The organism is Phyllobacterium phragmitis, from assembly GCF_002980495.1.
GTDB lineage: Bacteria > Pseudomonadota > Alphaproteobacteria > Rhizobiales > Rhizobiaceae > Paramesorhizobium > Paramesorhizobium phragmitis.
In genome coordinates this window covers 83,690-96,557 of the sequence record NZ_PVBR01000009.1, presented here as the reverse complement: position 1 = coordinate 96,557, position 12,868 = coordinate 83,690, and the positions used below count along the sequence as shown (strand labels likewise).

11 protein-coding genes are annotated in these 12,868 nt (G+C 58.8%); 5 read left to right on the top strand and 6 right to left on the bottom strand.

The annotated features are described in order from the left end of the window. Positions 1-38: 38 nt before the first annotated feature. Genes C5748_RS13980 through araD form a run of 4 tightly spaced genes read right to left on the bottom strand, consistent with a single transcriptional unit; the run spans position 39 to position 4,561 of the window. Positions 39-1,109: an SMP-30/gluconolactonase/LRE family protein gene (locus C5748_RS13980; RefSeq protein WP_105742547.1), complete on the bottom strand. Its 1,071-nt coding sequence runs from the start codon at positions 1,107-1,109 to the stop codon at positions 39-41. 48 nt (positions 1,110-1,157) lie between these two features. Next, entirely contained in the window at positions 1,158-2,060 is a 903-nt protein-coding gene (locus C5748_RS13975; RefSeq protein ID WP_105742639.1) for a dihydrodipicolinate synthase family protein, read from the bottom strand. A 27-nt stretch (positions 2,061-2,087) separates the two neighbouring features. Continuing rightward, positions 2,088-2,798, bottom strand: coding sequence for a ribonuclease activity regulator RraA (locus C5748_RS13970; RefSeq protein ID WP_105742546.1), 711 nt, complete (start codon positions 2,796-2,798; stop codon positions 2,088-2,090). Positions 2,799-2,818: 20 nt separating this feature from the next. Next, complete coding sequence (araD, locus tag C5748_RS13965) at positions 2,819-4,561, bottom strand: L-arabinonate dehydratase (protein ID WP_105742545.1); 1,743 nt, start codon at positions 4,559-4,561, stop codon at positions 2,819-2,821. A gap of 541 nt (positions 4,562-5,102) precedes the next feature. Between araD and C5748_RS13960 the strand changes: the two genes are divergently transcribed. The 4 genes from C5748_RS13960 to C5748_RS13945 all read left to right on the top strand — a co-directional run bounded on the left by C5748_RS13960 (position 5,103) and on the right by C5748_RS13945 (position 9,352). Then, entirely contained in the window at positions 5,103-6,140 is a 1,038-nt protein-coding gene (locus C5748_RS13960) for a type 2 periplasmic-binding domain-containing protein (protein WP_105742544.1), read from the top strand. Positions 6,141-6,246: 106 nt separating this feature from the next. Beyond that, positions 6,247-6,672: a tripartite tricarboxylate transporter TctB family protein gene (locus C5748_RS13955; RefSeq protein WP_158259859.1), complete on the top strand. Its 426-nt coding sequence runs from the start codon at positions 6,247-6,249 to the stop codon at positions 6,670-6,672. A 21-nt stretch (positions 6,673-6,693) separates the two neighbouring features. After that, complete coding sequence (locus C5748_RS13950; RefSeq protein WP_105742542.1) at positions 6,694-8,193, top strand: tripartite tricarboxylate transporter permease; 1,500 nt, start codon at positions 6,694-6,696, stop codon at positions 8,191-8,193. A gap of 118 nt (positions 8,194-8,311) precedes the next feature. Further along, a complete protein-coding gene (locus C5748_RS13945) occupies positions 8,312-9,352 on the top strand; it encodes a LacI family DNA-binding transcriptional regulator (protein WP_245429110.1) in 1,041 nt (346 codons plus the stop codon). 238 nt (positions 9,353-9,590) lie between these two features. Here the strand turns inward: C5748_RS13945 and C5748_RS13940 are convergent, their stop codons facing one another. Both C5748_RS13940 and nhaC read right to left on the bottom strand, forming a co-directional pair. After that, the gene (locus tag C5748_RS13940; RefSeq protein WP_245429106.1) at positions 9,591-10,253 is read right to left on the bottom strand and encodes a MarC family protein; all 663 of its coding nucleotides are present in this window, start codon (positions 10,251-10,253) and stop codon (positions 9,591-9,593) included. A gap of 441 nt (positions 10,254-10,694) precedes the next feature. Then, entirely contained in the window at positions 10,695-12,212 is a 1,518-nt protein-coding gene (gene nhaC, locus C5748_RS13935; RefSeq protein ID WP_105742540.1) for a Na+/H+ antiporter NhaC, read from the bottom strand. A gap of 154 nt (positions 12,213-12,366) precedes the next feature. On the opposite strand from nhaC, the gene C5748_RS13930 reads away from it, so the two are divergent. Continuing rightward, on the top strand, positions 12,367-12,852 hold the full coding sequence (locus C5748_RS13930; RefSeq protein WP_105742539.1) for an Lrp/AsnC ligand binding domain-containing protein: 486 nt from the start codon (positions 12,367-12,369) through the stop codon (positions 12,850-12,852). Positions 12,853-12,868: the final 16 nt, after the last annotated feature.

Below are 12,868 nucleotides of genomic sequence, written 5' to 3'. Positions count from 1 at the left end.
AGCCGGAGCGATGACGCCGACCGGCTAACTGAGTTCCGTCACACGGCGCCTTGTGTCTCGACATAAAGCGCATAAAGCGAATGGCTGCTCGCCATATAAAGGCGGTTGCCTTTCGGCCCGCCAAAGGTCAGATTGCCGCAGCGTTCCGGCAAGCGGATGAAGCCGATCGGGTCGCCCTGAGGATTGAAGACCATCACACCGTCGAGGTCTTCCGACTTGCCCTTCAGCGCGTATACCTTGCGCCCTGCGATTTCGGTAGGCTCCTCACTGAGAGCGCCATTGCTGCCATAGCCGCACCACAGATTACCGTCGCGATCCACTTTGAACCCATCGAGCGCGCCGAAATCACTGGCATTCACCAGCTTCGTCTTGTTGGATACCGCGCCATCGGCTGCAATGTCATAGCTCCAGATGCTGCGATTGGGCGTCCCCTTCCATTCCACCACATAGAGCTCCTTTTCATCCGGCGAGAAGGCAAGTCCGTTCGGATTGATGAGATCGGTGATGACGGCGGCAAGTTTGCCATCGGCATCGATGCGGTAGACATTGGTCGTCGCCTGATCCGGCTTGGCAGGCTCGCCCTCGTAATTGCCGTTAATGCCGAAGAGCGGATCGGTGAACCAGATCGTTCCGTCCGACTTGACCACCACGTCGTTCGGCGCGTTGAGCCGCTTGCCTTCGTACGCGTCGGCCAGAACCGTGATCGTGCCATCCTTTTCCGTCCGCACCACGCGACGCGTCACCGAATGCTCACAGGTGATCAGGCGGCCTTCCTTATCGCGGGTATTACCATTGGCGAAATTGGCCGGAGAGCGGAAGATGGTGAAGGTGCCATCCTCCTCATCGTATTTCATGATCCGGTTGTTGGGAATATCGGAAACGAGGAGATAACGCTCTTCCGGAAAATAGGCGGGCCCCTCCGCCCAGCGCATTCCGGATGCGAGCTGTTCCACCGTGCTTGCATAGATGCGATATTTGGCAAAGCTCGGATCCAGGATCTCTATTGCGGGATCCGGATAACGCAGATTTTGCCCCCATGCTTTACCAGCAGCGACGGCGACCAGCCCCGCGCCACCGATGGACAGAATATTCCGACGTGTCATTCCCATGGCAATCTCCTCCTCTGTTTGCCAATGATTTAAACTTGCCCGCCCTGTTCAAAAACGCGGCAGTTTCTGTTCCGTGACGAAAGTATCGAGCTGTTTCTGCTGTGCGGCCGTAAGCGGCCAGGCCGAGGGCGGACGCGCGTGGCCGCAATCGTGGCCGAGCGCCTTCAGTGCGGCCTTCACCCCGGTCACATTCGTGCCGTTCAGTTCTTCGGCGCGGATATCCTCGAACACTTTCATGCCCGCGATCAGCGATGCCGCAGCAGTGTAATCACCACGCGCAAGCGCTGCGTGAATGGCAATGGACCGCTCCGGCCAGACGTTGATAAGGCCCGAGGTGAAGCCGCGCGCGCCGACGGCATAAAGCGGCGGCGCCCAAGTCTCGGCAAGGCCGCCGACCCAGATGATCGACGGATCGGTCGCATTGATGGCTTCGGCCAGCTTGAGCACGTTCGGCGTCGCCCATTTGACGCCCGCAACGCCTTCGATTGCGCAGAGCTCGGCGATTGCCTTCGTTCCGATCGCATCGTTGCGCAAATAAAGCATCAAAGGCAGGCCATCGGCGGCGCCGGCGACACGGCGCACATATTCGACGAAGCCGCGCGGCGCGGAAAACGGATCGGGCGGCTGATGCACCATGAAAGCGTCGGCGCCGGCTTCCTTCGAGACCTTTGCCAGATGGCAGGCGTCATGGATGCTGCGCCCTACGCCGCCCAAAAGCGGTATGCGGCCATTGATGTGCTCGGCGGCGGAATGAACCATCCGCTCGGCTTCATCCATGGTCAATCCGTAGAATTCGCCGGTATTGCCATTGGCCACCAATATGTGGACGCCGGCTGCAATGGCGCGCTCGACGATTGCGCCTTGCAGCGCGGGTGCGATCCGGTCGTCATGGTCGTATGGCGTGACCAGAATGCCGGAAATTCCGGTAAGGGCTTCGGTGAGTTTCGTCATGGTCGTCATCCCAATTGTTTCGGCTGATCAGCGGCCTTTGGCGGCGCGCCATTTGGCGAAATCCTGCTTCGGTTCGTCGCTGGTGGCGGGATAAAGGCCAATGATGCTGCGCCCCTTGCCCACTTCCTCCATGACGAAATCCTCATAGGCCGTCATTTCCACCGCCTCGTCGGCAAGTTCATCGGCCAGATGCGCTGGCAGCACGATAACCCCCTCATCGTCACCCACGACGATATCGCCCGGAAAAACCGGAACATCGCCGCAGCCGATCGGAACGTTGAGATCGATGGCCTGATGCAGGGTAAGGTTGGTCGGCGCGGACGGGCGCGAATGATAGGCGGGGATCGCCATTTCGGCGATTTCAGGGCTATCGCGGAAACCGCCATCGGTCACAACACCGGCGACGCCGCGCACCATCAGCCGCGTCACGAGAATGCCGCCTGCCGAGGCCGCGCGCGCATCCTTGCGGCTGTCCATCACCAGGACGGCACCAGCCGGGCATTGCTCGACACCGGCGCGTTGCGGATGCTCCGGATTGCGGAAGACTTCTAGCGAATTTAGGTCTTCGCGGGCGGGGATGTAACGCAGCGTAAAAGCGGGACCGACCATGTTGCGTCCCTTCGGCTTCACCGGACGAACATCCTGGATGAACTGGTTTCTAAGCCCGCGCTTGAACAGTGCGGTGCAAAGGGTGGCCGTCGAGACGGTCATCAGCTTGGCATGTGTATCGGGGTTCATTGATCGTGCTCCTGAACGTCTCAGTAGATATCCGGCTCGCCCGCGGAAGGGCCGAAGGCGGCGGTGAGGAAATCGAAATCGCAGCCCTTGTCGGCCTGAGTGACATGACGGGCGAACATCCAGCCATAGCCGCGCTTGTAGGGAGCCTCCGGGGCAACCCACGCGGCACGGCGCGCCTCAAGCTCGGCTTCGTCCACCAGCATATCGAGCCGCCGGTTGGGAATGTCGAGCCGCACGATATCGCCGGTTCGCAGCAAAGCGAGCGGGCCGCCGATGTGGGATTCCGGCGCGACATGAAGAACGCAGGCACCATAGGACGTACCCGACATTCTGGCGTCCGATATCCGAAGCATGTCGCGATGGCCTTGCCTGATCAACGCCTTGGGGATCGGCAGCATTCCCCATTCGGGAAAGCCCGGACCGCCCAGCGGACCGGCGTTCCTCAGAACCATGACATGGTCCGGTGTGACGTCAAGATTTTCGTCATCGACCGCCGCTTTCATCTCCCCATAGCTGTCGAAAACCAGTGCCGGTCCTTCATGAAGCTGGAAACGCTGGTCGCAGGCGGCAGGCTTGATCACGGCGCCATCGGGGCACAGATTGCCACGCAGCACTGCAAGCGAGCCCTCGTGATAGACGGGGTTCGAAAGGGGCCGGATCACGTCGTCATTGAAGACCTCTGCCCCGTCCAGCGTTTCACCCAGCGTCTTTCCCGTCACCGTGATCGCGCCAAGTTCCAGCCGGTCGCCAAGCTGCGCCATCAGCGCACGCAAACCGCCGGCATAGTAAAAGTCTTCCATGAGATAGTCGGTGCCGGACGGCCGGACATTGGCGATGAGCGGTGTGACACGGCCCAGCGCATCGAGATCGTCCAGATCGAGCGCCACCTTGCCGCGCCGCGCCATCGCCAGCAGATGCACCACCGCATTGGTCGAACAGCCCGTCGCCATGGCGACCGTGGCCGCATTGCGGATCGAGGCATCGGTGACGATCTTGTCCGGCGTCAAATCCTCCCAGACCATTTCGACGATACGGCGCCCGCAGGCCGCCGACATGCGGATGTGGTTCGAATCGGCGGCTGGAATGGAGGATGCGCCCGGAAGGCAAAGCCCCATCGCCTCGGCAATCGCCGTCATGGTCGAGGCCGTTCCCATCGTCATGCAGGTGCCGTAGGAGCGGGCGATTCCGCTCTCGATACCATGCCACTGCGCGTCGGTAATGTTGCCCGCGCGCCGCTCGTCCCAGTATTTCCATGCATCCGAACCGGAGCCGAGAATCTTGCCGGCATAATTGCCGCGCAACATCGGGCCGGCCGGCAGATAGATCATCGGCACGCCAGCCGACAAAGCGCCCATCACCAAGCCGGGCGTGCTCTTGTCGCAACCGCCCATCAGCACCACGCCATCGAGCGGATGCGAGCGAATCTGCTCCTCCGTCTCCATCGCCAGCATGTTGCGATAGAGCATCGATGTTGGCTTGGTGAAGCTTTCGTCGACGGATATCACGGGCAGTTCAAACGGAATGCCGCCTGCCTGCAGCACGCCGCGCTTCACATCCTCGGCCCGGTGGCGGAAATGCGCATGGCAGGGATTGAGTTCCGACCAGGTGTTGAGGATGCCGATAAACGGCTTGCCCTCCCAGTCGCCCGGCCCAAGCCCCATTTGCATCAGGCGCGAACGATGGCCGAAGCTGCGCAAATCATCAGGAGCAAACCAGCGCGCGCTTCGCAGATCACGGGGGTTCCTCCCTTGTGTTTTACTCATCCCAACTCGCCTCCCTATTCGCTTGAAACTCAATTTTCCTCACCGGCTTCGATTTGTGTATGCGCATTCATTGACAAGATCAAGCCTGTCTAGAGGCTGTCATGGTTCGAGAGGCATTGGGCATGACAACGCCCCATGTCCTGCCGTCATCCTCGGGCTTGTCCCGAGGATCTGCCATAAGAAAAAGGAGAGGCAAATACGGCCCCGGCCGATTAGCCACGGCAGATTCTCGGGACAAGCCCGAGAATGACGGCGAGGAGGAAGCTATTTCATGCTAGCCCTGACAGACACAAACGATACGGAATAGCTGCCACATCAGCAGCGAGATTTGCCGTTGGAAATATCGACTGCCCAGCTTGACATGTCTTGGTGCCCCATGCGAGAGCATATGTATGCGCATTCATTTTGAAGTCAGTCAAAATTCCGACTTCTTGAATGTGTCCGACATGGCCATCGTTTTCAGCGAGCCGGGAGGAGCCCAGCCATGACCGATGAAGCGGGTCCGTAGGGCCTTCAATCCAAGAACCCTGGGAGGGGAAACATGACCCGATTAATTACCAAGCTCGGCCTCGCAGCCGGCCTCGCACTTGTGACGGCCACTGGCGGCGTGGCGCAGGAACTGCCGAAAAATCTTCGCGTTGTCATCGGTTCGACATCGACCGGCGGCGACACCTATCAGGCGGCATCCTTTGTTGCCGACGCCATGTCAAAACATTTTGGAATAAACGCCAAGGTGGATGCCGTCGGCCCGACCGAGGCGTTCAAAGCCATTGCGCGCGACACGCGCGGCACGACGATCATGATCCATCACGACCAGTCCTATCTCGGGCATTTGTACGGCGTCAAAGGCTATGAGGATATCTTCGCCACCTACAAGATCGGCCCTACCCTGACGGTCAATCCCGGCAATGCCTATCTCGTGCCGAAAAAATCGCCCTATAATTCAATGTCCGACATCCTCGAAGCTGCAGCCAAGGGCACGCGCATCCGCGTCGCCATCCAGCCGGGCGGTGTATCCGAAATCGGATTTTCAGCGCTGAAGAACGCGGCCAAAATCAAGAGCCCCGGCAGCGAGGCCAATATCGTTCCGGTCAATACCGGGTCTCAGGCCGACAAGGACCAGCTTTTGTTCGATGGTCAGGCCGATGTGATCAATGGCTCGGTCCAGTCCAACGAGCAATATACCCGCTTACCCGAGGACGACCAGAAAGCCATGCGCTTCATCTGGTTGACCGCCGCACATGAAACGCTGGAACAGGTCAACGAGAAGGGCTTGGGCGAGACCAGCCGCGAGGCCCTCATGGAGTATGCCACGCCCAAGGCCAGCGTGACGCTGGATGGCAAGACGGACTTCACCTTCGACAAGGATTTCTTCATTCTCTACAACAAGGAGATCGACCCGGCCATCATTGCTGCGGTCGATGCAGGACTGAAGGAAATCTATGCCGAAGGCGCGATCGGGACGTCGATGAAAGACGCTTTCTTCGTGCCGCATTTCCTGCCGTCCACGGAGGCTGCGGCCTATCTCGAGAAAAAGCGCGATGACTACAAGAAAGTGATCGAAGCGATCCGTCAGTAGCCGCTTCAGGGCGCCGGTCCATCTCCGGCGCCCGCTTTCATACGTCAGTAGCCGCACTCTTTGTGCAGCCAAGGGCGGTTTCATGCAAATTACCGGCAGGATTCCCATGAATCTCGCGTCATTTCCAAACGTTTCCATCGATTTCGCGACATCGCATCTGGTATTTCCGATGCTTGTCTCGATCCTGCTTGGCCTCCTGCTGGTGGCGATCCTGGCAACGCGCTGGCGGACAATATGGGGCGCCTTCACCACAGGCCCCTACTGGCCGGCAGGCATCGATCAGCTCCGCTTTTTCGGAACGATCGCACTGACCGTTCTCTACTTCCTCGCAATGCCGCAGATTGGTGATCTCTTTCCCAATGAAGGCTATGGCTTTCTGATCGCCTCGATACCGTTCCTGTTCCTGATGTCGCTGCTTTACCTGCATCGGCGCAGCCGCAGGCAGATCGTCATCGCCGCGATCAATGCTGCGATTGCTCCGACAGTGGTCTGGTACCTGCTTTCAACGGTCTTCAATCTGACCCTGCCCTGACAATCGCATTGGACAAATGTCATGGATTTCCTTTCGATGATAACGCCGCTTTTCCTGGTCCTGATCTTTTCGGGCACGGTGATCGGAATCATCTTCGGCGCCGTCCCCGGCATGACCGCGACGATGGCCGTGGCGGTGTGTCTGCCTCTGACCTATTCATTGGGATTGGAAAACGGGCTTGCCCTGCTTCTCGGCCTTTATGTCGGGGGTATATCCGGCGGACTCGTGCCGGCGATCCTGCTCAATATCCCGGGCACCCCTTCCTCGATCGCGACCACCTTCGACGGCTATCCCATGACCCAGCGCGGTGAGGGCGAATCGGCGCTGAAGATCGCGATCTTCGCATCGCTGTTCGGTGGCCTGTTCAGCCTGATCGTCCTTTACCTTTTCGCACCCGCCCTGGCGGATTTCGCCATCCAGTTTTCCTATGTCGAAAAATTCCTGATCATATTTCTCGCGCTTACCGTCATGGCGGCACTGAGCAGCAGCATGTTGATCGGTATTTTCAGTGGCGTACTCGGCATCCTCGTCAGCCTGATCGGCGCCTATGACGTCTCCGTGGGAGGCAACGGCGAATATCGGCTGATGTTCGGTTTCATGGAGCCTTATCTCAGCGGCGGCTTTTCCCTACTGCCGGTGTTGATCGGTGTTTTCGGCCTCTCCAGCATTCTGATCGAAGCTGCGGGCGGCGTGCCAGAGAACGAAGGAGCTGCGAAAATCGCGCTCGGCCACGGCAAGAAATTTCGCCTGTCCATCTTCCGTGGTGAATGGAGCAATCTCTTCCGTTCAGCGTCGATCGGAACCTTCATTGGCCTGCTTCCCGGGGTGGGCGGCAGCGCCGCCTCGATCATGTCCTACAGCCAGGCCAAAACCTTTTCCAAGACCCCGAAGGAATTCGGCAAGGGCCACCCCACAGGCATCGTTGCCTCGGAAGCCTCGAACAACGGCCTCACCGGTGGAGCGCTGGTCCCGCTGCTTTCCTTAGGCATACCCGGTGACAGCACCACCGCGATCCTGATCGGCGCCTTCACGCTTCAGGGCATCCAGGTCGGGCCGCTCTTCATCAGCGGCAATCTCGAGATCTGGAATTCCATGATCGTCGCAATGCTTTTTGCGAACATCTTCATGTTCGCGATCATGTATTTCGCGATCCGTCACATCGCCAAAATCGTCACGGTGCCGAAATACATATTGCTGCCGATCATCTTGATGATGTGCGTCGTCGGCTCCTACACTATTAATTACGGCATCATGTTCGATGTCTGGACATTGCTGATTTTCGGTCTGTTCGGATATCTGGCTTACCTTATCGGGCTTGAAATCGCGCCATTCATCATCGGCTTTATCCTCGGCCCGTCGGCGGAGATATATTTCGTGAAAAGCCTGGAATCCTTCGGTACGGTTTCGATCTTTTTCACCAAAAGCTGGATCGCCGGCGTCCTTTGGCTTTTGATCGCAGCCTCCATCGGCCTGTCCATCTGGATGTCCATGGCTGCCGGACGCCACAATGACGAGACATGACATGGCGCCTGCAGACGGCTGGCTATTGCGGGGAAGCTGCGGTTCGTGCCAGAAGAATTGGCGGGGTCGGCACAACTTGCAGATGACCTTCCCTGCCATGTGTTGGAAGTAGACAGCAGTGCGACGACCGCAGCAGCAGCACGGTGCTCCGGCCACCGGCACCCAGAAATCAAATTCCATCACGATGGAGATGGTCGCGCGGCTTGCCGGTGTTTCGCAGGTCAGCGTTTCTCGGGCCCTGAACCATCCCGACAAGGTCGCGCCCGAAACGCTGGCACGTATCCAGGAGGCGATCCGGGCGACGGGCTACGTGCCCAACCTTGTCGCGGGCGCGCTTGCATCACGGCGCAGCGGCATCATCGCCGCTCTTATCCCGTCGATCACCAACCTGACCTACAGCAGCTTTCTGCGACCATTCATCGAAGCAACACGTCTCGCCGGCTATCAGGTCATTCTGGCGGAAACCGGCTTCTCACCGGATGACGAACAAATCATGGTCCAGAGCCTGCTCAGCCGGCAGCCCGAAGGCATGTTGCTGACAGGTGTTCACCACTCATCGGAATGCCGCCGCATGCTGCTCGGCAGCGGACTGCCCGTTGTCGAAGTCTGGGACGAATCCGAAACGCCGATCGACGTATGCGTCGGCTTTTCCCATTGGGAGGCAGGCCGTGCGGTGGCACGCTATGTGCAGAAAAAAGGCTATACGCGCGCGGCCGTGATCACAGCCGGGGATATGCGAGCACTCAGGCGCAAGGATGCCTTTGCTGCTGAGTTGACGTCTCTGGGCTATCCCAGCCCGCCGGTCGTCAGTTTCGACACGCCGGCATCGATCGCCAACGGGCGCGACGGGTTGAAGCAATTGCTGGAGAACGGGTTCTCCAATGGCGTGATATCCTGCAGTTCCGATCTTCTCGCACATGGGGTGATGATCGAAGCGCAGGCGCGCGGCCTGACAATTCCAGGTGAAATAGCAGTCATCGGCTTCAGCGATCAGGACTTTGCCGCCCACACATTCCCTTCCCTTTCGACGATCAGGGTAGACCGCCTATCGCTTGGACGCCGGGCCGCCGAAGCATTGCTCGCGCGTATCGCGGGGAAACCCGCGGAGACAAGGCGCGTGGATGTCGGCTTTGAAATGATCGAGCGCGAAAGCGCCTGAGAAATGCCGTCTGGGCAGTTCCGGATCGATCCGGGCAAAAGCCTGATCAAGGCCATGCTTCAACAGGGATCATTTTTCAGAGGGCATCCCGTCGTGCTTGTCGGCGCTGTACTGAGCAATGTCGTCACCGTGCCGTTGGCCCTGATCATGCTTGTCCTAAGGCCGTCGTTCAAATAGCGAGGACACGGCTGTCCAGGCCGGGGTAAAGGCCCTGAAGCATGGGCTATGCCAGCAGCCCTCAATGCGAAAGCGACTGAACGAGATCGGCGATGCCGAACCAGATGATCTGGATTCCGATGCACAGAACAATGAACGCCGACAGGCGCACCAGCACGCTGGTGCCGTTCTTTCCAAGCACTCTTTTCAGTTCGTCCGCATAACGGTAGGCGAGATAAACCGTCGCACAGATCGCCAGAAGCCCAATGATCACGGCGACATCATGGACCGCAGCCCGATCGAAGTCAGTCAGGAGGTCGGGTTGCTGGCTGCCGATCGTGATGGCCGTGGCGATCGCGCCCGGCCCGAAAGTGAGCGGCATGGTCAGGGGATAGAAGGCCAGGTCGAGGGCTCCCTCGTCGGACTTGACGCTCGCCGGACTTGCCTCCACCGGACTGTCGCTGCTGTTGAGCATCTTCCAGCCCATGGCGGCAATCACCAAGCCCCCGGCGATCCGCACGGCCGGAAGGCTGATGCCGAAAAACCCCAGGATATAGGACCCGCTGAACAGAGAGCATGCGAGCACGAGAAAGCCGCCGACGGCAACGCGCCACGCCAGCCTGTGGCGCATCTGCTGCGAGCAATTGTTCGTCACGTTCAGAAAGATCAGGGCGCCCCCGAGAGGGTTGACGATAGGAAACAGCGCCGCATAGGTCAAAAATAAGGCGTGAATGATGTTGCTCACAATATCGGCTCCATGCTGTCGATCGCCAGATAAATCATAGAAATGCTCATATCATATAAGTAAAAAATTTAATATAATTACAAAATACTCAATGAACGACAGTCAATGGGTGATTTCAAGTTTGGATATTGCCTGCGACCGGATTGCGCTTGCCACAAATCTCTGCCGATGGGAGACAATCATGCAGGGTACGGCAATCACTGCTAGGCATCGTCCCGCCATTTCCTGACATGCGCGGAGCTTCTCGCAAGCCGGTCTTCGCCCACGGAGGGAGCCGAGAGAAGCCAGCGTACAATCGGCCAATAAATTCAGCTGGATCGGAAAGGCGGTTGAATTCGCCTTCATTGCGTTATTCCCGCACGCAATCCGGCAAGATTGTGGGAATCGGGACGAACGATGCCCCCGCCCGACCGGCAGGGGCATGTAGGTGGAAAGAGCAGGTCAGGCGGTGGCCACTGGACGAGCGGCTTCGGCCTCTTCGACATTCCAGCCCTGTGCGCCCAGATCTGCGACAGCCTCTCCGCTCTCTTTCCATTCCCGCCTTTCTTCTTCAGTCGCCCGCGGTGAAAAGACCCCTATATTGGCATAGATCACCCCGAACACCGGCGACAGCCAGCAAGCGAAGGCCAGAGGAATGTAGAGCAGGTTTTGCAGGTTCCCGTCTGCCACACCAAGAGCAAGCGCGCTTATGACGAACGCGCCACCGGCGTTCCAGGGGATCAGTGGGGATATCAACGTGCCCCCCTCTTCAATCGCGCGCGAAAGGTTGAGTGTCGAATAGCCCATGCCCCGATAGACCGGCGCATACATGCGCCCCGGCAGGGCGATCGAGAGATAGGGATCGCCGGCGACGAGGTTGGTGGCCATGGATGTTCCGATCGCGGCCGTCTGGATGCCGGCGAAGGTGCGAACCCTGGCGATGATCGTGTTGATGATCGTTTCCAGGCAGCCGGTCCTCTCCAATGCACCGCCAAAACCAAGCGCGATAAGGACGAGCGAGATGGTCCACATCATCGACTGAATGCCGCCGCGGTTGAGCAAGCTGTCTATTTCCGCGACACCCGACTTGATCGAGTAGCCGCTATTGGCATAGCCGAAGATGTCGTGCAGTCCCGAGCCCTGCGCCAGCATGGCGGTCAGGCCGCCGGCGACGACGCCGGCGAACAGCGAAGGGATCGGCGGCATCTTCTTGATGGCCAGAATGATGACCAGCAACGCAGGCAGGAGCAGCAGGGGTGAAATGTAGAAATTCGCCTGAAGCGCGGCGGTAATGCTGTCGATCCTGGCGAAGGAGACGTTTCCGGTCTCGATCACCGCGTAACCGGCGGCAAGATAGATCGCGAGTGCGATCAGCATCGCGGGGATCGTTGTCGGCATCATGTTCTTGATATGGGAGAACACATTGGTGCCGGTGACGGCGGGCGCCAGATTGGTGGTGTCCGACAGCGGCGAGATCTTGTCGCCGAAAAAGGCGCCGGAAACGACCGCGCCGGCCGTCCAGTAAACCGGGATGCCGAAGCCAGCGCCGATTCCCATGAGCGCCAGTCCAACCGTTCCAACGGTGCCCCAGGAAGTGCCGAGCGACAGGGAGACCACCGAACACAATATCATCGCCGCGGCCAGGAAGATTTGCGGGGAGAGCATGACGAGACCGTAATAGATGAGCGTGGGAACGGTGCCGCTGGCGATCCAGACGCCAATGATCATGCCAACGGTGATCAGGACGGAAACCGACGGCAACGAGACATGGATGACGTGGAACACACCTTTTTCGATGTCGATCCACTTAAAGCCGAGCTTCAGCCCCACGAGGCCGGTGATCGCCAGCCCGATCGCCAGCGGTACGTGGGGTGTGAAGTCCCCGAAATAGAAAAGCTGCAACGCCAATACCAGGAGTGTCAATATCACCGGCGTGAGCGCCAGAGGAAGGCTCGGCAGAGCCCGTTTGGTGGCTGTCATCGTTTTCTCCCATCGTTGACCCTCGAAAGTCCGATGCCGCACGGCATTTTCCTTTCCATCTGGATAATAGCAGTCTTAAAGTAGACTTTGGCTCCAAAATAAGCCGGAAGGCAGTTAGATTTCCTATTGATCCGTTATTTGGAAGGAAAATAACATGGCGGCAGGCGGTCTGGATTTGACGGATCTGCGCATCCTGGAGGAGATCCAGAAAGACGGCAGGATCTCGGTCGTTGAATTGTCCCGGCGAGTGCATCTGACCAAGACGCCGTGCGCGGAACGGTTGAGGCGGCTGGAGAAAACCGGCGTCATTTGCGGCTATTTCGCAAAGCTCAACCCGATGGTCGTGAATGCCGGCCATATCGTGATGGTCCAGGTGCAGTTGAAGGGCACGACGGCCGATGATCTCGAAGCGTTCAACACGGCAGTCGTTCGCGCCCCTGAAATCCAGTCATGCCACATGGTTGCGGGCGGCTTTGACTATCTCCTGAAGGTCAGAAGCAAGGATATCGACGCTTACAGAAAAATATTGGGAGAGGTCATTTCCAAATTACCCGGAGTGCTCCAGACCCACACCTATGTGGTGATGGAGACGGTCAAGGATGAGGTGACGCTGCCTGTCGCAAGTGCAAGAACATGGTAAGCCTCGCCACATGATG